The sequence below is a fragment of the Pseudomonas sp. MAG002Y genome (genome assembly GCF_019400845.1).
Taxonomy (GTDB): Bacteria; Pseudomonadota; Gammaproteobacteria; order Pseudomonadales; family Pseudomonadaceae; genus Chryseomonas; species Chryseomonas luteola.
The window spans coordinates 88,269-109,492 of sequence record NZ_WOEJ01000014.1; the positions used below are offsets into that span (position 1 = coordinate 88,269).

The 21,224-nt window shown below is 57.4% G+C and carries 22 protein-coding genes and 1 riboswitch; of the genes, 7 read left to right on the forward strand and 15 right to left on the reverse strand.

Annotated features, from left to right (window positions below):
- The first annotated feature begins 76 nt into the window (after positions 1-76).
- Positions 77-2,098 (forward strand): S9 family peptidase, encoded by a 2,022-nt coding sequence (locus GM154_RS19080; RefSeq protein WP_219653059.1) that lies wholly within the window; start codon positions 77-79, stop codon positions 2,096-2,098.
- Between the two features lie 135 nt (positions 2,099-2,233).
- Positions 2,234-2,992, forward strand: coding sequence for an SRPBCC family protein (locus GM154_RS19085; protein WP_219653060.1), 759 nt, complete (start codon positions 2,234-2,236; stop codon positions 2,990-2,992).
- Position 2,993: 1 nt separating this feature from the next.
- On the opposite strand, the gene GM154_RS19090 is transcribed toward GM154_RS19085, so the two are convergent.
- Complete coding sequence (locus GM154_RS19090) at positions 2,994-3,443, reverse strand: YcgN family cysteine cluster protein (RefSeq protein WP_010794722.1); 450 nt, start codon at positions 3,441-3,443, stop codon at positions 2,994-2,996.
- A gap of 297 nt (positions 3,444-3,740) precedes the next feature.
- On the opposite strand from GM154_RS19090, the gene GM154_RS19095 reads away from it, so the two are divergent.
- Positions 3,741-4,337 (forward strand): nitroreductase family protein, encoded by a 597-nt coding sequence (locus GM154_RS19095; protein ID WP_019366983.1) that lies wholly within the window; start codon positions 3,741-3,743, stop codon positions 4,335-4,337.
- A gap of 45 nt (positions 4,338-4,382) precedes the next feature.
- Here the strand turns inward: GM154_RS19095 and GM154_RS19100 are convergent, their stop codons facing one another.
- Genes GM154_RS19100 through rnd form a run of 3 tightly spaced genes read right to left on the reverse strand, consistent with a single transcriptional unit; the run spans position 4,383 to position 6,796 of the window.
- Positions 4,383-5,315, reverse strand: a complete 933-nt coding sequence (locus GM154_RS19100) for a D-2-hydroxyacid dehydrogenase (protein ID WP_219653061.1) — start codon at positions 5,313-5,315, stop codon at positions 4,383-4,385.
- A 42-nt stretch (positions 5,316-5,357) separates the two neighbouring features.
- Positions 5,358-5,651 carry a YcgL domain-containing protein gene (locus GM154_RS19105; RefSeq protein WP_019366981.1) on the reverse strand — a complete coding sequence of 98 codons (294 nt, stop codon included), beginning with the start codon at positions 5,649-5,651 and terminating at the stop codon, positions 5,358-5,360.
- A gap of 17 nt (positions 5,652-5,668) precedes the next feature.
- Entirely contained in the window at positions 5,669-6,796 is a 1,128-nt protein-coding gene (gene rnd / locus GM154_RS19110; protein ID WP_150347154.1) for a ribonuclease D, read from the reverse strand.
- A gap of 409 nt (positions 6,797-7,205) precedes the next feature.
- Here rnd and GM154_RS19115 point away from each other — a divergent pair, with 409 nt between their 5' ends.
- The gene (locus tag GM154_RS19115; protein WP_010794727.1) at positions 7,206-7,685 is read left to right on the forward strand and encodes a hypothetical protein; all 480 of its coding nucleotides are present in this window, start codon (positions 7,206-7,208) and stop codon (positions 7,683-7,685) included.
- A gap of 141 nt (positions 7,686-7,826) precedes the next feature.
- Complete coding sequence (locus GM154_RS19120; RefSeq protein WP_010794728.1) at positions 7,827-9,122, forward strand: outer membrane protein transport protein; 1,296 nt, start codon at positions 7,827-7,829, stop codon at positions 9,120-9,122.
- A gap of 44 nt (positions 9,123-9,166) precedes the next feature.
- Here GM154_RS19120 and GM154_RS19125 read toward each other — a convergent pair whose 3' ends face one another.
- The 10 genes from GM154_RS19125 to cobO are packed head-to-tail and all read right to left on the reverse strand — an operon-like array spanning position 9,167 to position 17,973.
- Complete coding sequence (locus GM154_RS19125) at positions 9,167-9,901, reverse strand: adenosylcobinamide-GDP ribazoletransferase (protein ID WP_219653062.1); 735 nt, start codon at positions 9,899-9,901, stop codon at positions 9,167-9,169.
- On the reverse strand, positions 9,886-10,464 hold the full coding sequence (cobC, locus tag GM154_RS19130; protein ID WP_219653063.1) for an alpha-ribazole phosphatase: 579 nt from the start codon (positions 10,462-10,464) through the stop codon (positions 9,886-9,888). Before cobC ends, GM154_RS19125 begins: the two co-directional genes overlap by 16 nt.
- Complete coding sequence (gene cobT, locus GM154_RS19135) at positions 10,461-11,516, reverse strand: nicotinate-nucleotide--dimethylbenzimidazole phosphoribosyltransferase (protein WP_219653064.1); 1,056 nt, start codon at positions 11,514-11,516, stop codon at positions 10,461-10,463. Before cobT ends, cobC begins: the two co-directional genes overlap by 4 nt.
- The gene (gene cobU / locus GM154_RS19140) at positions 11,513-12,034 is read right to left on the reverse strand and encodes a bifunctional adenosylcobinamide kinase/adenosylcobinamide-phosphate guanylyltransferase (protein WP_219653065.1); all 522 of its coding nucleotides are present in this window, start codon (positions 12,032-12,034) and stop codon (positions 11,513-11,515) included. The genes cobT and cobU overlap by 4 nt, the downstream gene beginning before the upstream one ends.
- Entirely contained in the window at positions 12,031-13,488 is a 1,458-nt protein-coding gene (locus GM154_RS19145) for a cobyric acid synthase (protein ID WP_219653066.1), read from the reverse strand. Before GM154_RS19145 ends, cobU begins: the two co-directional genes overlap by 4 nt.
- Positions 13,485-14,474: a threonine-phosphate decarboxylase CobD gene (gene cobD, locus GM154_RS19150; RefSeq protein ID WP_219653067.1), complete on the reverse strand. Its 990-nt coding sequence runs from the start codon at positions 14,472-14,474 to the stop codon at positions 13,485-13,487. Before cobD ends, GM154_RS19145 begins: the two co-directional genes overlap by 4 nt.
- A complete protein-coding gene (cbiB, locus tag GM154_RS19155; protein WP_010794735.1) occupies positions 14,467-15,375 on the reverse strand; it encodes an adenosylcobinamide-phosphate synthase CbiB in 909 nt (302 codons plus the stop codon). Before cbiB ends, cobD begins: the two co-directional genes overlap by 8 nt.
- Positions 15,372-16,037: a 5,6-dimethylbenzimidazole synthase gene (bluB, locus tag GM154_RS19160; RefSeq protein ID WP_219653068.1), complete on the reverse strand. Its 666-nt coding sequence runs from the start codon at positions 16,035-16,037 to the stop codon at positions 15,372-15,374. Before bluB ends, cbiB begins: the two co-directional genes overlap by 4 nt.
- Positions 16,034-17,335 carry a cobyrinate a,c-diamide synthase gene (locus GM154_RS19165; RefSeq protein ID WP_219653069.1) on the reverse strand — a complete coding sequence of 434 codons (1,302 nt, stop codon included), beginning with the start codon at positions 17,333-17,335 and terminating at the stop codon, positions 16,034-16,036. The genes bluB and GM154_RS19165 overlap by 4 nt, the downstream gene beginning before the upstream one ends.
- Positions 17,332-17,973, reverse strand: coding sequence for a cob(I)yrinic acid a,c-diamide adenosyltransferase (gene cobO / locus GM154_RS19170; protein ID WP_010794738.1), 642 nt, complete (start codon positions 17,971-17,973; stop codon positions 17,332-17,334). Before cobO ends, GM154_RS19165 begins: the two co-directional genes overlap by 4 nt.
- A gap of 116 nt (positions 17,974-18,089) precedes the next feature.
- Positions 18,090-18,287, reverse strand: a riboswitch (cobalamin riboswitch).
- Between the two features lie 215 nt (positions 18,288-18,502).
- On the opposite strand from cobO, the gene GM154_RS19175 reads away from it, so the two are divergent.
- The gene (locus GM154_RS19175) at positions 18,503-18,868 is read left to right on the forward strand and encodes a YggL family protein (protein ID WP_074824165.1); all 366 of its coding nucleotides are present in this window, start codon (positions 18,503-18,505) and stop codon (positions 18,866-18,868) included.
- 55 nt (positions 18,869-18,923) lie between these two features.
- Here GM154_RS19175 and GM154_RS19180 read toward each other — a convergent pair whose 3' ends face one another.
- Entirely contained in the window at positions 18,924-19,895 is a 972-nt protein-coding gene (locus GM154_RS19180) for a restriction endonuclease (protein ID WP_219653070.1), read from the reverse strand.
- A gap of 458 nt (positions 19,896-20,353) precedes the next feature.
- Here GM154_RS19180 and GM154_RS19185 point away from each other — a divergent pair, with 458 nt between their 5' ends.
- On the forward strand, positions 20,354-21,220 hold the full coding sequence (locus GM154_RS19185) for a metallophosphoesterase (RefSeq protein ID WP_219653071.1): 867 nt from the start codon (positions 20,354-20,356) through the stop codon (positions 21,218-21,220).
- Positions 21,221-21,224: the final 4 nt, after the last annotated feature.

Consider the following 21,224-nt stretch of genomic DNA (forward strand, 5'->3'; position numbering starts at 1 on the left):
GTTGGGCGCCCCTACTCGCGCCCTGCCCATGCACAGGCACCCAAAACCGGTCCACCGACACCTAAGGAGTCACCCCATGACACAACCTCCTCTCGCTCAACGTACGCACGGCGCAGATCCCTACGTTTGGCTGGAGAAACGCGATGATCCTGAAGTGCTGGCCTATCTGAAAGCTGAAAATGCTTATCTGGACGAGGTATTGCAGCCGGAAGCCGCGCTACGTGAGACACTTTTCCAGGAGATCAAGGGACGCATCCGGGAGACGGACCTGTCACTGCCGGTACCGTACAAAGATTATCTCTACTACCACCGAACCCGCGCCGGTGATGAATATGCGCGCCATTACCGCTGCCCTCGCCCCCAGGACGGCTCGCTGACCATCGATGAGTCCCAGGAGGAATTGCTACTCGACGCCAATGAACTGGCCGGTGGCGGATTTCTGTCAATTGGCCGTTTCACGCTCAGCCCTGATCAGACCAAGCTGGGTTACAGCCTGGACCAGACCGGTGACGAAACCTATCGTCTGTTTATAAAAGACCTGGCATCAGGCGACTTGACCGAACTTCCTTTCAATGACTGCGATGGCAGCATGACCTGGGCTGGCGATAGCCAAACCCTGTTTTTCGGAGAGCGTGACGAGGCTCATCGCCCTCACAAGCTCTATCGCTATCGCCTGGGTGACCAAGAGGCGCAAATGGTCTTCCACGAGACGGATGGCCGCTTCTTTATTGGATGCTACCGCTCAAGCTCCGAGCGCAAGCTGATTCTCCTTTCCCACAGCAAGACCACCAGTGAAGCCTGGGTCATGGACGCGGACCGGCCAAGCGAGGCTTTCGTCTGTGTAGCCCCTCGTCAGGAAGGTCATGAGTACTTCCCTGATCATGGAGCTGATGGCTGGATGATTCGAAGCAATCAGGCAGGTATCAACTATGCCCTGTATCAAGCGCCTGATGACATGCCCAGCCGTGAGCACTGGGAGCTGCTGGTTCCACATGATCCCGAGCGCATGCTTGAAGAGGTAAACCTCAATGCCAACGGCTATATCCTGAATCTGCGCGAGTCAGGCCTGCCGGTGCTCGAGGTACGCCCCAAAAACGCACCTGCCTATCGGGTACAGTTACCTGACGAGATTTACAACCTTGGGATGATCGACGTGCTGGAGTTTGACAGCCCGGTCATGCGTTTGCGTTATGAGTCACTCAATCGCCCTGCACAGGTACGCCAACTAGACCTTGCCACCGGCGAACAACAGGTCTTGAAGGAAGTCCCGGTAGAGGGGCCGTTCAATGCCGACGACTATGTCAGTCGACGTTTGTGGGCTACGGCGCCAGATGGCACGCAGATCCCGATCAGCCTGGTCATGCGCAAGGATCGGATGGGCCAGCCCACCCCGCTGTACCTGTACGGTTATGGCGCCTATGGTCACAGCCTCGACCCTTGGTTCTCCCATGCACGCTTGAGTCTGCTGGACCGTGGCTTCACCTTTGCCATCGCACATGTGCGAGGCGGTGGCGAATTGGGTGAAGCCTGGTATCAGGCGGGCAAGCTGGAAAACAAGCAGAACACGTTCGATGACTTTATTGCCTGCGCCGAACACCTGATCGATCTGAGGCATACCACCGCCTCGCAGTTATGCATCAGCGGCGGTAGTGCTGGCGGCCTGTTAATTGGCGCCGTGCTCAATCAGCGGCCTGATCTGTTTGCAGCAGCCATTGCAGAAGTCCCGTTCGTGGATGTGCTCAATACGATGCTCAAGCCCGACCTTCCTCTGACCGTCACCGAGTACGATGAATGGGGCAATCCAGGTGAGGCCGATGTATACGCCCGCATCGCTGCGTATGCGCCTTACGAAAATGTAAAGGCCCAGGCTTATCCAGCCTTGCTGGCCGTAGCAGGCTATCACGACACTCGCGTGCAGTACTGGGAAGCGGCCAAATGGGTAGCCAAGCTCAGAGCCACGCGCACGAATGATGCCTTGCTGCTACTCAAGACCGAGTTTGGCGCAGGTCACGGCGGCATGAGCGGTCGTTATCAGGCGCTACGTGACGTAGCACTTGAGTACGCTTTCCTGCTCAAGGTTCTTGGACTGAGTCACTGATACGCTTCCAGCAGGCAGAGCATCAGACCCTGCCTGCTGGAAACGCTCCGATCTGTTAACCAGCTATCGATCCCACCGGAACAGCTTTGCCTTGGCGCGGTCTTTTTGTAATTGCCTGTCATCAAGGAGCTTGCCATGTTGGGCCGCCGTGCTACTCGGAACAGCCATCTTTCAGACCGCGTGCAAAATGTGGGGGGACTTGAGCGTGTTGCCTCCCTGACAGGGGGTGGCCTGCTATTGATCAAGGGACTACGACAGGGCGGCCTGCTCGGGGTTGCCAGGATGGCGGTCGGGGCGTTGGCGCTTTACCGAGGTTATTCAGGGCATTGTGCTGCCAAACAAGCGTTGAGCCATAGTGAGTTTGAACGCCAGCTGATGCGCGACTATCACTGGAAAAATGCCAAGACCGAGTCTTGCTGCGTGGTTATCAATCGACCCAAGGACGAGCTCTATCGGTTTTGGCGCGACTTCAAGAACCTGCCTGCATTCATGGAGCTGATCCAGCGCATCGACATCCTGGACGACAAACGCTCTCACTGGGTGATTCAAGGCCCAACCGGCCCGCTGGAGTGGGATTCAGTCATTACGGAGGACGAGCCTGGCAACTTGATTGGATGGCGCTCCATCGCCGGCGGCGATCTCAATACGATGGGCTGGGTAGCCTTCAATGAGCGTCCTGATGGTAGTACCGAAGTCGAAACCCTGATTGCCTATGATCCGCCAGGCGGCGTACTGGGGCACAGCCTCGCCAAGATCATGAAACGCGATCCGGCGTCACAGGCTTCCCGAGACCTGACTCATTTGAAACGCTTGATGGAAAGTGCGACCAGCGCCACGCAGACGGTAACCGTTACCGGAAACGCATCGCTGACCGATCCGTCCCCGGTGGGCTGACTCAGCCCGCCCGAAAGATCATATAGTCTTCCCAGTCCTCTTCCGCTACCTGGGTTTCACTCAGCATGCGGCCCGACTGGGAGATTCCGGCATCATGTACGGCGCTTTCGTCTCCCGAGACCAAGGGATGCCAGAGCGGCAGGTCCTTGCCTTCTGACACCAGGCGATAGCCACAGGTGGGCGGCAGCCACTTGAATTCATCAGCCTGTCCTGGGGTGAGCTGAATACAATCAGCCACAAACTGCTTCCGTTCGGCGTAGCGGGTGCACTTGCAGGTTTTCAGGTCCAGTAATTTGCAGGCGATACGCGTGTAATACACGCTGCCATCGTCCTCATCCTCCAGCTTTTGCAGACAGCACAAGCCACAGCCGTCGCATAAGGACTCCCACTCCCCCTGGTCGAGCTGGTCTAGGGTCTTGCGTTTCCAGAAAGGTCGAGTGATATCAGCCATGAACGTAGTCGGTTGCGAAAAGCGCGCAGTCTAGTCCTCATGCACGAATCGGCCAAGCACCGCTCGTGCAGCTTGTCGCCGCAGCCTTCTGGAGGTTAACGTTACAGGGCTTCTCCAGATGCGCAGCTCATGGGCCTGCCTGAGCGTAAAATGTGACGAACCCATGCGCAGGCGAAACAGCATCCGCGGCCAGAATGGCTGAAGTCAGGATGATGGCTTCTGCATGGCGTGCCTCATATCATTTCCTTCAGGCCGAACCAGGGCGACGCGTAACACTTTACCTGCATAGGACGTCACATGACCGCTAGCACTCGTGTTCCGCAGTATGAAGTCGACCCGCAATTCGTCCAACGGTGGTCTCCCCGCGCCTTCAGTGATGCCGCTATAGAAGAAAACCAGTTGATGAGTATCTTCGAGGCCGCTCGCTGGGCGCCCTCGGCCTACAATGCTCAGCCCTGGCGCTTCCTCTATGCTCGCCGTGGCTCTGCGCACTGGGATACCTTTCTCAAGCTGATCAGTGAATACAATCGTAGCTGGGCACAACATGCTGCGGCGTTGGTCATCGTCTTGTCCAAAACCACCTTCGTACCGCCCGGCGGCAGCGATGAGGTTCCGCTGGGTAGCCATAGTTTTGATACCGGCGCAGCCTGGGGCTTTATGTCTCTACAGGCTGGCAAGCTGGGCTTTCATACCCACGGGATGGCAGGTATCGAGTACGATCTGATTCGTCAGGAGCTGAAAGTACCCACCGATTTCAAGATCGAAATGGCAATTGCCATTGGCAAGCTGGGCGACAAATCGTCTTTGTCTGAGAAATTACAGGCCCGTGAGCTGCCCAGCCCACGTCGGCCAGTCGAAGAGTTGGCTGCCGAAGGCCCTTACACTCTCGGCTAATGCCGCCACAGAGCCGGCTTACGAATAGGCCGGCTCTGCACGCAATCAATACCCTTGCTTGAAATCCACCTGCCCTTTCAATGCCTCTCCGTTGCGGTAGCGGCTCAGGTTTTCAAGAAAGAGTCGGGCAATATAAGGGGGCGAAGACACTGCCGCGGTATGGCTGGTAATGATCAGTCCAGGCGCCGACCAGAACGCATGAGTCTTAGGCAGCGGCTCCTCTCGAAAAACATCGAGCACGGCGCCGGCCAGGTATTTCTGCTCCAATGCTGTTACCAGATCGGCATCCACAACGGCAGTGCCACGTCCTGCATTTACGAACAGTGCCGAAGGCTTCAGTTGTTTGAACAGGTCAAGCGTATAGAGATCACGCGTATGCGAAGTGTCAGGTAAAAGGTTGATGAGGTAGTCAGCTTTCGAGGCCTCACGACTCAAGTCCTCAAGACCATGCACGTCAAGAAAGCCGGGCAGTGCGCGCGGGCTTCTGGCAATACCGTAGAGTTCAACTCCAAAAGGCGCTAGAAAGCGTGCTACATCCTGGCCAATGTCACCGGCCCCGACAATCAGAACACGTCGCCCTGCCAGCGAGCCGGGGGTACAGGCTTCCCAGAGTCGATCCGCCTGTTTTCGAGCGCGCTCCAAGAGACATCGCTCATGGGCAAGCAGATAGCCGAACACATACTCGCTCATCAGCTGCCCGAACACGCCCACTGCGCGCGTGAGCACATAGTCCTGCGTTAACCCGGAGGCCAGTAGCGGCCGGATGCCCGCCCAGGTGGACTGAACCCATGAGGGCTTGAGCCCCTGATCCAGAATCTTTGCGACGAGATCTGGCTGCCCTAGCCAGATCTGGCACTCGGCAGCTACGCCTGCCACCTTTTCCGGATCATTACCTCCGACTATTTCCAGAGAGGCGTCCAACCCATGCAACGCGGTGAGATAGTCCTGATAACTGTCTTCCAACAACAAGAAACGCATGATCTGGTCTTTCCTTGACAAGCAGTGGTGATGACTGTCGCGTTACACGGGGTCGTTCATACGCAGCAAATGCTCAGGCAGATGCTCAATGTACTCCTCCTGAGGTGGTGGCATCTGCAGGTGATAACCCTGCTTCTCCAAATTTTCCAAAACCTTTGCAGTGTCTTCGCGCTCCAGCTGTCGTTCCGGCGTAAGAACGAATTCAAACGTAAGCTGAGGGGTACCAAAGGCTGCAATCAACCCTTCTGGTACGCGGGCAAGCCCGTCACGCTTGTCGACGTAGAGGTACATTTCGCTTTTGCGCGGGCTTTTGTAAATGGAACAGATTCGTTTCATGGGTACTCCGGATAACATCAGGTTCGCAAGGCAGCCAGGCGATCCAGCAAGGCCTGCCCCATCAACTCGCGGCGCCATCCGCGCAGCGTGTCGGGTAAAACATATTGACCATCCGGCCAGCCACTCTTAATCAAGGCTTCCAGCACTTTCTTTCGCAGCATGAGTTCAGGCGCCATGGTCAGGCGCTCAGCTTCACTCTGGCCAATGAGACGAAGGTCCTTCAGAATCGGCGAGATTTCCGGAGGCAGCGGCTCGGATAACGGCTCAGGCCATTGATCCGGAGGCGTCTTGGCGGCCTCGCTGATCAGCTCGATCAGGTGATCGCCGTATTGACGTACAGTACGAGGATGCATGTCATCAATACGGGCCAGCGCGACCTTGTCCTTGGGCTGAAGTCGCGCCAGAGGCCACAGGGAGCGCTCGCGCACAATACGATTGCGAGGCTGGTTACATAACCTTGCCTCCTGCTCGCGCCACGCACAGATGGCCCTTAGCACAGCCAGCTGCTGACGCGACAGGCGCCAGCCCAGCTTGACATCTTTATACGCCTGATAGGGGTCCGACTCCTGCTTAAGGTTGGCTACCAGCTCACGGCCATCTTCCAAGAGCCATCCCCGCTTCGTCTGATCCAGGCGCTCAGACAACGCCAGATACAATTCCGCCAGATGCTCCACGTCAGCCGCGGCATAGCGCTCCTGTAGCTCCGTCAGTGGTCGCTGAAGCCAGTCCGAGCGTGTCTCGTCCTTGGGCAAGGCGATACCTAACAGTTCATGTACCAGACGCGAATATCCCATCGAATGGCCCAGCCCCAGATAGGCAGCCGCCAGCTGCGTATCGAATAGCGGCTCGGGGAGGCTTCCGGTCAGCTTGAGCAGAACCTCAAGGTCCTCACTGCAGGCATGAAGGACTTTTACGACCTGCTTGTCTTCCAACAGCCCAGACAACGGCGCCCAGTCACTGATCGTCAATGGGTCGATCAGAAAAGCGCCCTGCCCGTCGCCGACCTGAAGGAGGCCCGCAATGGGATAGAAGGTATCGACCCGCATGAACTCGGTGTCGAGCACGATGAAGGGCAAGGTGCGCCAGAACGCGCATTGTCGAGCAAGGCTGGCATCGTCTTTGAGCCATTGGATAGCAAGAGCCACGTAAATCCTCCAGTACTGTTACCGGAAGTATATCCATCCTGAAGCGTTCAGGCAGATCAAAGGCCCAGATTAAGCCGCTTAATGCTTATCAAGCGTCCCGATTTGCCACATTTGGGGCGCTTCGTTGTCTTAGAACATAGGGCAGGCTGCACGGCATGACCAGACAGGCACCAGCCTGCCGAGGCGACCGCCATCCGAACCTGGCGGCATGAGTCTAACGTGACTAAGCGGAATATGGGCAGGGATGAAAACTTCAAAATCGTCTAAGGGCCTAGGTTTACGTGCGAAACTTAAAGCTAAACTTGAAGTTCAAGGCCTAACGTCAAGAGAAGTCGGGGCTACACGAAAACAACATCAACCGACCAGGCATTCGACTCGAGCGGGTCATTGTCTTAGTGATGAGGTAGCCATGGGAATCGCTGCATGCGAATTGAGTCAGTATGTTATTCGTCCCACCCTGGTCTATCTAGACCGCTATTCTCTGGCAGCAGAGGCCATGCTGCTGGCCACCGCCGCCACGCAGTCTGCGCTAGGCGCCACGCTTGAAACACAGCAATACCACGGTATTTACCGAATTTCCGCCGAACGGCATGCCGCCCTCTGGGATTACTATCTGGCCCGCGACCCTGAGCTGGCCAGCCTTGTCCGAGGCCTCGCCAGTCAACATGCCTTTTTCGGGGCGCCTCATCTGGAGCTGACCGTCAACCTTCGTTATGCCACAGCAATCGCCTGGCTCATGATCGAAGAATCACGCCTGCCCTTACCGGAGCCTGACGACCATCAGGGGCAGGCCCGGTTATGGCGTAAGGTTTTCAATCCTAGAGGCCGTCTTCACGACTTTCACATGGCCTGGCAGCGCTGCAGCGAGACGTGGAACCAGGTAGCCTGAGTATGACCCGGTAGTCTTTTTTGAATAACGGCCAATAGACTGTTAAAACCTTTTTTGAGCGATACGCTCGTCGTGGCTGTTGGTAAAAGGTCACCGTTCTGATAGTTTCCGCCCGCGTCATCTTCTGGAGTTGCGCTAACAATGAAAACAACAGGGTTGAAAACAGCAATTGCGCTGGCTGTCGCCAGTTTTTCTAGCCTTAGCCTTGCCAACGGCATTGCCATCAACGAGCAAAGCGCCAGTGGCATGGGGACCTCCTTTGCCGGTCGTTCGTCCTCTGCCTTGGATGCTTCGACCGTTTTTGGTAACCCGGCTGGCATGTCCAAGCTCAAGCGTACTGAAATCAGCGGCGGAGCGGCCGTAATTGATGCCAGTAGCGATTTTAGTAATGTACGTTCGAATGCGCGTGGCACCAACGAAGGGGATATGGTGCCAACATCCGCCGTTCCGTTCGGCTACGTTGTAACACCACTTAATGATGATTGGCACTTTGGTCTGGGTATCTATGTACCCTACGCGCTGATCAGTGACTATGAAAATAGTTTCCAGGGTCGTTATCACGGATCGTACAGCAAGGTTGAGGTCATTACAGTCCAACCAACGCTGAGCTACAAGATCAATGACCGCGTATCCGTTGGCTTTGGCCCTACGATCAACCGAATAGCAGGCAAGCTGGAAAGCAACTTGTCCCTTGCCCCCTTGGGCGGCGGTGATGCGGAAGTCAAAATCAAGGGCGATGATGTTGCGCTAGGCTACAACATTGGCGTGCTGGCCGATGTAACGGATCAGTTAGCGGTCGGGGTCACCTACCACTCCAAAGTGAAATACAAGTTGGAGGGCCATACCAAGGCCAGTGGCGTGTCCAGTCTGTCTCCCGTCGTCAATCGCCTGATCAGCCCGCTGAATGGCAAGTACGATGCCGAGCTGGATATCACTACCCCTGAATCGCTGGATACGTCCTTTACTTACAAGCTTGACGATCGCTGGACACTATACGGTGGCGCAACCTGGACCCGCTGGAGCCGTCTGGACAAGCTGGAAGTACAAAACAGTGGAACACCTACAGTACCTACTCTGGGCAATGTCCTCGGCACAGTGGATGAAGAACTCAAATGGCACGACACTTGGTCCTATGCCATCGGCGCTTCCTATCAGCTGAACCCCCAATGGGTACTGCGCACTGGTTTCGCAATCGATCCGTCGCCAACCGACAACGAATACCGCAACGTGCGTATTCCGGTGGGTAATCGCAAGACCGTATCGATTGGTGCAGGCTGGTCTCCTTCGCCTGATCTGACTGTTGATGTTGCCTATGCCTACCTGTGGGAAGACAAGGCCTCAATCAATCGTGAAGCGACTGCTTTGCAGCCGGCCTACAGTGCTAAGGTTGAAAACAGCGCCCATGGCTTGGCCGCTCAGGTCAGCTATCGCTTCTGATAGACACGTATGAAAAAACGCCGCCCTTGAGGCGGCGTTTTTATTCAGGTACTCGTCAGGGCTAGCGCAACCAGAACACCGCACTCAAGCAACTCGACCAGCGCACCCGCCGTATCGCCAGTAGTCCCGCCCAGGCGTCTCATGAATGCTCGACGAAGCCATAGAAAGAGCAGCACTGCCATCAGCAAAGCGATCAGGCTTTCTCGTATCACGAGCAACATGACGATGACATGGGCGGCCAGTACAAGGCGCAGCAACCGCTTCGGCATGTGATTGACCAGCACCTGACCCAAGCCTCCCGGCCTTGCATAAGGAGTCACGAGTAACAGCCCAGGCAGAGCAACTCGCGCAAGCCAGGGAACTAGCAGGACGGCATCCAACTGGTGGTGCTCAAGCAGTACGAAAAGCGCCGCGAACTTGAGCAAGAGCACAATGATCACCGCAACGACCGCCATCGGGCCGGAGCGAGGGTCCTTCATGATTGTCAGGGTGCGTTCACGGTCACCAAAGCCACCGACCCAGGCATCTGCCGTGTCCGCTAGGCCATCCAGATGCAGCGCACCGGTCAGCGCGACCCATACAGCCAGAACAATAGCGGCCTGTAATACCGGAGCCGCTTGCCCGAGCAGGTTGCCAAGCAGCCATAAAATGGTACCCACCAGCACGCCTACCATGGGGTACCACAATAAAGACTCACCGGTTTTCTCGGGTGGAGGCATGCCGGGCAGGCGTACCGGCAGACGAGTCAAGAACTGCAGGGCAATCAGGAAGGGCAGCATGGTGGGTACGTGCCGCTCAAGGCAGACGCCTCAAAAGCATGAAGACTGGCATAAGGAACTTCTACTTGAAGCAGATCCTTGCGAGGTAGCCCCTGCTGCCGTGCCAGCAACAACCGGATAACGCCGCCATGGGTTACCACTAGTACGCACGTATCCGCTGTATGCCTGACTATACGCTCCATGGCGCCTAGGACACGCTGTTCGAACGTGGCCACCGGCTCTCCATTGGGCGGCGTAAAACTGTAGGGATCAGCCCAGAACTGGCCTAGGGCATCAGCCTGATCCTCCATCAGTTCGGCAGCGGTACGCCCCTCCCAATCGCCAAAGTCCAACTCGCGCAGGTCAGGCTCAAGTTTGCACTCCACTGTCTGCATACCTGCCAGCCACTCGGCAAAGGCTCGACACCGCTCAAGGGGTGAGCTGATAATCAACTCCCATGACGGTAATGCCTGGACCGCGGCCTGCATACTGGACCAGCCCTGCTCCGAAAGCGGATGATCCAGACGCCCCCGAAAACCACCCGGCCCTTGTGTCTCACCATGTCTCAACAGAAACAGGCTCATGCCGGGCGATCCGATACGCTGGCCTCGGCAAAGGTCGCCATTTCGCCATGCAGGCGACACGCCAACTGAAGCAAGGGCACCGCCAATGCTGCACCGCTTCCCTCCCCCAGACGCAGCCCCAGCTCAATCAGCGGCTGAGCGTTGAGTGCTTCAAGCACAAGTGCATGGCCCGGCTCGGCTCCGCTGTGAGCAAACAGCAGCCACTCCCGCCCGGCGGGGCTCATTCGTACGGCGCACAAGGCGGCAACAGAGCTGATGAACCCATCGACCAACGCCGGAACCCCCTCCTGCATGCAGGCAAGGTAAGCGCCGGTCAACGCGGCAATCTCGAAGCCACCCAGACGGCGCAACACCTTTAGCGGGTTACTCAATGACTCCGCATGGCGTAGCAGACCACGCTGGATAACCGCGACCTTCAAGGCGATGCCATCTGCATCGAGTCCGGTTCCCGGCCCCGTCATCGCGAGGGGTGAAGCTTCCAGCAATGCACAAGCCATAGCGCTGGCCGCCGTGGTGTTGCCAATCCCCATCTCACCACCGATAAACAGCTGAGCGCCACTTGCCTTGGCTTTCTGGACGCTGTCTCGTCCCGCCTGCAGAGCTGCCTCGCATTGAGCAACAGTCAGGGCCGGCTCGCGAGTAAAGTTGGCCGTACCTGGACCAAGAGGACGATCAATAACGCCTGGCAACGCCTCCATTGGCTCAGCGGTTCCCAGATTAATGACCTCCAGCGGAGCCTTGAGCGAACGCGCCAGAACGCTGATGGCAGCGCCACCGCCAACAAAGTTGCGCAGCATTTCGCCTGTCACCGCCTGAGGATAGGCCGACACCCCTTCCTCCACGACACCGTGATCCCCTGCGAAGACACTGATTGCCACGTGCTCGATAACAGGCCGTTCACGTCCCTGCATCGCCGCCAGATCAATCGCAACCTGCTCCAGCAGCCCGAGTGCGCCACGCGGCTTGGTAAGCTGCGCCTGGCGGGCCGTCGCCAACTGGCGGGCCCGCTCATCCAATGGCTGACAGGGTGCCTGCCACCAGTACTGCGTCATAAAGAAGCTCCTTTGAGCGTCATTGGCAAACCTGCCACGGTCAACACAACACGATCACATTGCTCGGCCAGCGCCTGGTGCAGCCAGCCCGCCTCATCGACATAGCGCCGGGTTAGCTCACCCAGCGGCACTACTCCCATGCCAGTCTCGTTGCTGACCAGAATGATATGGCCTGGTAGTTCGGATAGGGCTTCCAGCAAGGCTGCTCGCTCCCGGGCAAGCATAGTGGCATCCTCTGCCATTAGAAGATTGGTCAGCCAGAGGGTCAGGCAATCCACCAGAAGACAGCGCCCAGCCGAAGCATGAGCTCGCAGCACCGCAGCTAGATAAAGAGGCTCTTCCACCAGTCTCCACTCAACGGGGCGGCGGTCGGCATGCTGGGCAATTCGGGTACGCATTTCGCCGTCCCAGGCCTGGGCCGTCGCAACGTAGATGACATCCAGACCTGAGTCAGTGGCCAATTTTTCTGCAAGGCGACTCTTGCCCGAACGCGCGCCCCCCAGAATCAATTCCTTCATTGGTTTATTCCACATAAAGCACGCAATTTCGCGGTGTCCAGATGCTGGTCGACCAAGTCCGCCAGCCGTTCGAGATCGCGCTCGCGCAAGGCATGGTAGTCGACACGTTCAGGAGTAGTCAGCCCCGCCCAGCGCAACAAGGCGGTGCACGCATCAGGCGACTCGAACAACCCATGCAGGTAGGTTCCCATGATCAGCCCGTCTTCGCTCAGTGCGCCATCGCAGCGACCATCATCCAGGATAATGGCAGGGCGCTCCAAGGCGGCCCCTTCGGTGACTCCCGCATGAATCTCGTACCCTGTTACGGCAGACCGGGTAGCCGCCAGGCACCCCGCGACATTACGGAGTTGTTTTTCAGCGGCCAGCTCGGTGTTCATGTCGAGCACGCCCAAACCTGCGCTGTCACCTGGATCACCTTCCAACCCGAGCGGGTCACTTACGGTACGGCCCAGCATCTGATAGCCGCCACAAATACCCAGCACGCGTCCTCCATAACGGAGATGCCGTTGGATATCAGTATCCCACCCCTGTTTGCGCATGAAGGCCAGATCGCCTCGCACGCTTTTTGACCCAGGAAGAATGATCAGGTCGCAAGGCGGTAGCGCCTGACCTTGTCTTACAAAACTGATTTCGACTTGGGGGTGCAGCCTTAACGGATCGAAGTCAGTGTGGTTGCTGATGCGTGGAAACACCGGCACCACCACTCGGATAACCTCGTCCCGCTTGGCGATCTGTCGCGTATCGACCGCATCTTCGGCTTCGAGATGCAGGTCGTGCAAGTAAGGCAGAACACCCAGCACCGGCTTGCCCGTCCGCGCTTCCAGCCAGTCCAGGCCCGGCTTGAGCAATGCAATATCGCCTCGGAAACGGTTGATGACGAAACCTGCCACACGCTGCTGCTCCGACTCGCTGAGAAGCTCTAGCGTGCCCACGAGATGGGCGAAGACACCGCCCCGGTCGATATCGGCGATCAGGATAACCGGGCAGTCCACGCGCTCGGCAAACCCCATGTTGGCAATATCGCCTTCACGCAGGTTGATCTCTGCGGGCGAGCCTGCTCCTTCCACCATGACCACCTCGTATCGGCCGGCCAGACGCGCATGGGACTCCAGCACCGCCTCGCGAGCGATACGCTTGTAGCCGTGATAGGTCTTGGCATCCATCGTAGCCACTGCACGACCATGAATAATGACCTGTGCGCCGATGTCCGTATTGGGTTTGAGCAACACGGGATTCATATCTGTATGCGGCGCGATTCCACAGGCTTGAGCCTGTACAGCCTGGGCGCGCCCTATCTCACCATGGTCTGCCGTGACGGCACTGTTGAGAGCCATGTTTTGTGGTTTGAACGGTACGACAGCCACTCCCTGGCGTTTGAGCCAGCGGCATAAACCGGCGACCAAGGTGCTCTTGCCGGCATCGGAGGTGGTGCCCTGCACCATCACGGTTGTCATAAGGAATCCTTGTATGCCTGCAAAGCCAGGGTGAGTCGCGTCCAACCGGCTTCATCACAGGGAAGACCAAAGCGGATGCCCGCTATTGAAGGGAAAAAACGCGTGAGAATGGCTCGTCTGGCCAGGAATTCATGAAGCGCCTCAGCATCGGGTCGAGACAACCATTGAAACAGACCGCACCCTCCATCAGGGACCAGCTCGTGAGCGGTCAATACATCAGCCAGGCGCTGCCCTGCCGTCGCAAGCCTCTTGCGTTGCCGGTCATGACCACCCTCATCGAGCAGAATTTCACGTGCCACGGCCCGTGCTGGACCACTGACTGTCCAAGGGCCTAAAATATCGTCCAGTCGCTCCAGCAAGTTCGCTTCAGCCAGCACAAAGCCCAGGCGGATACCGGCAAGACCGAAGAATTTCCCGAAAGACCGCAGTACGATCAATCCCTGCCGATCCGTCCATGAAGCCAGACTGTAAGCGGGAGAGAGATCCATGAACGCCTCATCCACGACTAGCCAACCACCCCGGTCGGTCAGCTTGGCATGCCAGCGGAGCAGCCGCTCAGGCTCGATAAGCTGTCCGGTAGGATTGTTCGGGTTGACCAGAACCAAGACGTCAAGCGTGCTTAGCGCTGCCTCTACATCGTCGAGTGACAGGGGTACAACATAATGCCCTGCTCGCTCCCAGGCCTGCTCGTGTTCGGCGTAACAGGGTGCCAGTACGCCTATTCGCCCCTCAGGACGAAGTGTGGGAAGAGCCTGGATGGCCGCCTGCGAGCCGGCAGCAGGCAGCACCCGTGAAGCCCTGTAGTAACAAGCGGCAGCCTCCTCCAGGCCGTCGTTTGTCTCGGGCAGACGCGCCCAGGCTGATAACGGTATGTGGGGTATTGGCCAGGGCATAGGCGCAAGCCCTGTCGACAGGTCCAGCCAATCCTCCAACGCGATACCATAACGCTGCGCAGCCTTGCGCAGACGTCCGCCATGCTCAAGCACTGATCACGCCTCCCAGCACGATAACTGCCACCCAGAGCATGACGCCCCGACGGACGAGCAGCAGTGCCATATCGATACTGTGCGCTGTGGGTGCAGGCCCCAATCCCAGAACAGGCCGATCATGTAGCTCGCCGTGATAGCGCGCTGGACCACCCAGTGTCACGCCCAGCGCACCGGCGCCCGCCGCCATGACCGGACCGGCATTGGGACTGTCCCAACGAGGCGCCTGTGTTCGCCAGCAATGCAGAGCGGAGCCAAAGTTACCCAACAGTGCATACGTCAATGCCACCAGACGCGCCGGCACGTAGTTGAGCCCATCATCTATGCGTGCAGCCGCCCAGCCAAAGCGTTCGAAGCGTGTATTGCGATAGCCCCACATGGCATCCAGCGTATTGGCCAAGCGGTATAGAACAACACCTGGGGCGCCTAACAGGACAAACCAGAAGAGAGCCGCAAAAACAGCGTCGCTTCCGTTTTCCAGTACGGATTCTGTACCTGCCCGCGCGACAGCCTCTTCATCCAGCTCACGGGTTTCCCGGCTGACCACATAGCCAACACGCCGCCGCGCCTCTTCCAAATTATTACGCCGTAGCGCCAGCGCAATGGGCTTGGCATGCTCGCCCAAGCTTTTAAGGCCAAGCGCGAAGTACAGCGCCAGCGCCTCAACCAGCCAGCCTACGTAGGGAATCTGATCGAGTAGTGCTACCAAGACGACCCACGGTAGTACAGCCATGCACCAGGCCGTCAGCCCGTGACTGCGCCAGCCGCCACCGCCTGGATTGAAACGGCGCTCCAGCGCGTTTGCCCACCGGCCAAATCCCACCAGAGGATGCCAACGTCGAGGCTCGCCCAGTATCGTATCCAGCAGTACACCTAAAAAGGTGGTCAGGGCCAGAATCATGTCTTCCCAGTCTCCTTGACAGAACCCCAGCGGTTTTCAAATACAAGCTCATCCAACGGGCGAGCCGTTCGCCAACCCTCCTCGACCAGCATGGGCTGATTGTAGAAGGCCTCGACAGGCCCAAGACACAGGATGGCCAGCGGCTTGCTGCCTTCAGGCATCCCCAGCAGTTCAGCCACCGCAGCCGGGTCGAACAGCGAAACCCACCCCATCCCAAGCCCCTCCGCCCGGGCGGACAACCATAGATTCTGGATCGCACAAGACAGCGATGCCACGTCCATTTCAGGCAGCGTACGGCGTCCGAAGATATGGGCTTCTCGCCCCTCCATTAGGGCAGCCACCAGCAGCTCGGCACACTCTTTTATGCCTTCCACCTTGAGCCGCATGAACTCATCGCTACGCTCACCCAGCGCCTCTGCCGTGCAGACACGCTCGGACTCGACCAGCCGGTAAAGCTCGGCACGCAGTTCCTGATCAGTAATGCGCATGAAGCGCCATGGCTGCATGAGGCCTACGCTTGGCGCTTGATGAGCAGCGCTCAACAGCCGCCGCAGCTGATCCTCCGGTACATGGCCGCCACTGAAATGACGCATGTCACGTCGTTCGGCGATAGCACGATAGACGCCGGCCTGCTCGGCGGAAGGAAAGGCGTGAGGATTCATGGTGCTAGTAGGGCAGCCGCCGTTTCGGGGGCGGATGGCATGTAGAAGTGAATGTAGCTGGCAGTCAGGCGGCCCTGTTGGAACACCGACTCCGCCGTGGCCTTGCCATTGGGACAGATACCACGCAACGTTGGAGTCAGTGGCGATTCCAAGGATGAGTGATGATACGTATGGCCACGCAAGGTGCCGCTCTCGAAGGCAACGCTTTGCAGCGCCAGTGCAGTAAGACGTGGCTGCAAGGTAGCTTCCCCTTCGAGAAGTCCAACCATCTCGCCCTGCTCGCCTGTCTTGTCAGCCAGGCGCTCCAGCAGATAGAGCATCCCCCCGCATTCGGCCAGAATGGGCTTGCCTGCGGCATGATGCGCCCGAATAGCAGACTGCATGGCGGTATTTCCAGACAGCTGTTGAATATGTAATTCAGGATAACCGCCCGGCAAGTAGAGACTGTCTACTTCCGGTAACTGCTGGTCCTGCAACACTGAAAAATGCCGAATCTCAGCGCCCATGGCGCGTAGAAGATCAAGGTTCGCCTGATACAGAAACGACAGTGCCGCGTCGCGTGCCACCCCGATGCGCACATCAGCCAGCAGCGGTTCGACGCTCTTCTTCATAGGGGCCTGAAACAGCACAGGCTCCGGTAGTGAGGTATCGGCACTGGCAGCAATGGCATCGGCCGCAGCGTCCAAACGTGCATCCAGATCCGACAACTCGTCAGCCTGGATCAGCCCAAGATGCCGGCTCGGCAACTCGATACCCGAGTTACGCGGCAAGGCACCAAACCAGCGCATACCGCTTGGCAAACTGGCCTTGAGCAGCTCGGTCTGCCGGGCGCTGGAGCCACGATTGGCCAGCACGCCAGCAAAGGGCAGATCCGCCTGATAATGTGCAAGACCGTAGGCTAATGCCCCAAAGGTCTGCGCCATGCCGGTCGCCTCAATAATACCCAGTACCGGCACATTGAAGCGACGTGCCAGGTCCGCACTAGACGGCGTGCCGTCAAACAGCCCCATGACGCCTTCGATAAGGATCAGATCAGCTTCGCCTGCTGCTTCCCATAGCAGCCGGCGACTTTCTTCTTCCCCTACCATCCACAAGTCAAGCTGGTACACCGGCGCACCGCTCGCACGGGCCAGGATCATGGGATCGAGAAAGTCCGGGCCGCACTTGAACACACGTACCTTGTGGCCCTGTCTTGTATGCAGACGTGCCAGGGCTGCCGTTACACTGGTCTTGCCCTGGCCGGAGGCCGGCGCGGCAACCAGGAGCGCCGGACACCGACGATGATCATGCAGGTTCAAAATTCGATTCCTTTCTGGGCGCGAATGCCGCTCTGGAAGGCATGCTTGACCAAGCCCATTTCACTGACGGTATCAGCCGCGTCGATCAGCGCCTGCGGTGCACCGCGCCCCGTTACGACAACGTGTTGGGAGACCGGACGCGCCTCGATATCCGCCAGCACGTCTTCAACCTTCAGGTAGCCATGCTTGAATGCGATATTCAGTTCATCAAGCACTACGAGTGCTATTTCAGGATCACTCAATAATGCTTTGGCCACAGCCCAGGCACTGGCAGCGTTTTCGATGTCCCGTTGACGATCCTGGGTCTCCCACGTGAATCCCTGGCCCATCACATGGTAACGGACCTCCTCGGGGAACCGCTGGAAGAACATCTGCTCACCGGTACTGACGCGTCCCTTGATGAACTGTACGACGCCCACTTTCAGTCCATGCCCCAAGGCTCGGGCCACCATGCCAAAGGCAGAGCTGCTCTTGCCCTTGCCGATACCGGTGTGTACCAGCAGCAAGCCTCGCTCATTCTGTGCATTGGCGATCCGCTCGTCCATGACAGCTTTCTTACGGACCATTCGCTCACGGTGGCGCTCATTGCGCGCATCATCGACGGGTAACGAGGTGGGGGTTTCTGGGGTATCGCTCATGACGCTCTCCTTCAGGCAAGGGCTGAGGCGAACGGAAAGATCTGCTCCGCAAGGATACAGATGAGGCAACGACGCACAACGCCATTAGCCCTGTGCGACGATCAATGCCCTCCGCATTGCCGTGTAACGCCTGAGGCCGGTCTCCGGGCTCGTGAGCGGAAAACTCCTCCGCCGCGCCTTCCCAGACAGCTGTCCAGTGGCCTGTGCGACGTTCAACTCACCTACCGTTGCGGGGGCAGCGCCGGCTTGCTACCGGCTTCCCTGTTTCACCTCGTCGACCCATGTCACGAGGCACCTCAAGCAGACGCGCAGGTTACGGGCAAGCCCTGGGAGCGTCAACGAAAGTCATGGCAAATGGGGATAAATCTTTGCGCAGAAAATCCACCGGCGCGACAGATTCATTTCGCTTTGTCGTCACCGCGCTATCATATTTGATAGCCATGCTGGCTGAAGCTGGTGATAATGCGCCGCTTTCCATCCAGTCAAACTCTTTGGCTGGCCATGAAGTTATCGAGCTACAGGTCTCCCTATGTCCGAATCTACTGCCAACGATCCCCGTCTTAGCCGCATGAAGCGCCGTATCCGCAAGAAGCTCTACCTGGGCGAATTCCAGGAACTGGCATTCGAGCTCAAGGCTGATTTCAAGGAATCGCTTGAAGACGAAGCGCTAGAAACGCTGCTGAGCGATTTCGTCGATTTCGTCGAGTCCCGTAACCTGGACTACATGGGTGGCTTCGGCGAAACCTGGATCGAAGGCACTATCATGGCAAACAAGCGCTACGGCTCGCCCACCGAGGAAGACCGTCAGGCCCTGACCGATTGGCTCAAGGCACGCAAGGAAGTGGCAAGCGCTTCTGCCAGCGAACTCTACGATGCCTGGCACTTTGAAGAGTAACAGGCCATCATGAAAAGCCCCGGCCAGTGCCGGGGCTTTTTTATTTCTGCTGCGTTCAGGAGGCTGGCCAGTAGATCCGCGTCAAGGGAATCAGAGATTTCAGCTCCAGATCCAGAGACTCGTAATGCACCAGAAGCATGTCGACTAACTGATCCATGTCCATCAGAGCCACCAATTGACCGGCGCGCTCGACCTCATAGATGGCCTCCTGGCTGAAGCCGCATGTACTGACAAAAATACCCTTGTCGTCAGCCTTCAGACAGTTCAGAAGCTCTCGCAAAGTCTCACCGCCTACAACACCTTGACGATGCTGAACCTGGACCTTTACATGAGGGGGATGCAGACCCAAGCCATCCAGAGAGGCCTCAATAGCCAGGCTGCCGCTGGACGCAGGAGGCTGTTTGGTGATAAATCCCATGGCGCGTACCAGACCGGACACCAGTTGGATGATCTGCGCCTCGGAAAGACGATCGAGCCGATCAGCAATCAGTTCGCGAGCCTGTGCTTCCATATCCTGTCGAGCACTGAGGATAGTGTCGGCCTCCTGCTCGCTTGGCTGAAAATCACCACGGCTGAGTGAGTCGAGCTGCTGCCAGATTTCCTGGCGCAACTGACAGCCCTGCACCGCACTTAATGCATTGCGCGCCTTGACGCTGAGCTGCGCACGGGGAATCTGTGCATACCACCTGACCTGTCTCAGGTTGGGCCACTCCTCGCATTCATGCGGATCATAGCTGTACCCACCTGTAACATGTCCCAGCCAGTACTGACGCGTCCTGTGGTCATACACGACTAAGGCATCGCCTACCCTGATGTCGTGGGTTAGCGTCTTGAGCGCTGACGCCCATGTATCCAACATTGACTCACTATGCTGGGTCGTATACTCGGAAAGCTTGATCTTGATTGCCTTTTCATCAGGATAAGCCCGCAGATCGCCCAGCTTGGGCCAACCCAGCGCAATTATCCCACGGCGCAACGCCTCGTTAAGCGCGCGCCCTTCTACCTCAATCTTCCACGCTTGATTCATAGCGATGCGCTTCCATTAACCTGCAGATACCTCCTGTTTGAAGGTACCCGCACATTCTGGTGAGAAATCAGTAATCAGGTTTGTAACCAGACCAAAATCCGGGAAGCGATGACGTCTAAACGCCCGTGATATGTTACAAATCGTGAGCCATGAAGTACTGCTAATCGTTGATAGCGACAAGCAGCGGCAGCAGATTACTGCTCAATGATGAGAAACTGTCTGCAAGTTTTTGGATAAAAACATCACATATTTTTCCTTAACCCATGCGAAGGGACATTGGTGTCGTTTTTCATCGATAATGCCGTTTGAATGTTTAAACGAATAACGGCTAACTCAAGACGCTCATGCAAGTGGGATTGCCTAACACTTACAGCCTCTTAACCGTTAAATCAGGCCAGACAATCGAATTCTCGCCGCCCATTAGCGTCGTAACTTCACACTGACAGCATGCATTTCCCATGACAACGATTCTGCAAATCTCCGATACTCACTTCGGTACCGAACAACAACCCGTACTTGATGCGCTGGAAGATCACGTACGTGAACATGGCGCCGACTTGCTGATTCTTTCAGGAGATATCACACAGCGAGCCCGTGACAAGCAGTTCGAAGCCGGGCTGGCTTACGTGCAGCGTCTTGAGAAATATGGCATTCCAGCTACCCTGGTAATACCAGGCAACCACGACATTCCGCTTTATAACCTCTTTGCCCGCTTCATGACGCCCTATGCCAACTACCAGCGTCATTTTGGAAACGACCTTGAGCCTACCTATGAAGATGAACATCTTCTGGTCATTGGGTTGAACACTACTCACCCCAAGCGGCGCAAGGACGGATCGGTTACATCCGAGCAGATTCAACGCGTCGTCGACCGCCTGAACAAGACCTCAAAGGAAAAGCTGCGCATCGTTGTAGCACATCAACCCTTTGGCGCCATGGTTCTGAGTGACTTGAGCAATCTGCAGGGCGGCGCAGGAGATGCGCTTACCGCCTGGGCTGACGCCGGCCTAGACTTGGTAATGGGTGGCCATATCCACCTCCCTTATGTTCTTCCCCTAAGCGGCCAGTACCCTGAGCTTTCCCGAGAGATATGGATTGTGCAGGCAGGCACGACGCTCTCCTCTCGCGTACGTGGCAGTGCACCCAACTCCTTCAATCGACTGATCGTAGGCAACGGTGAAACCAAATGCGTTGAGGTAGAGCGCTGGGACTTCATCGACAAGCGCTTTACGGTTGCCGAGCGCTTCAACCTGACCTGGAAGGCAGAAGAGCAGGCGCTGGAGACGGATCGTCATGAGGTCCTGGTGCCCGGCGGTCAGCAGTAAGAAG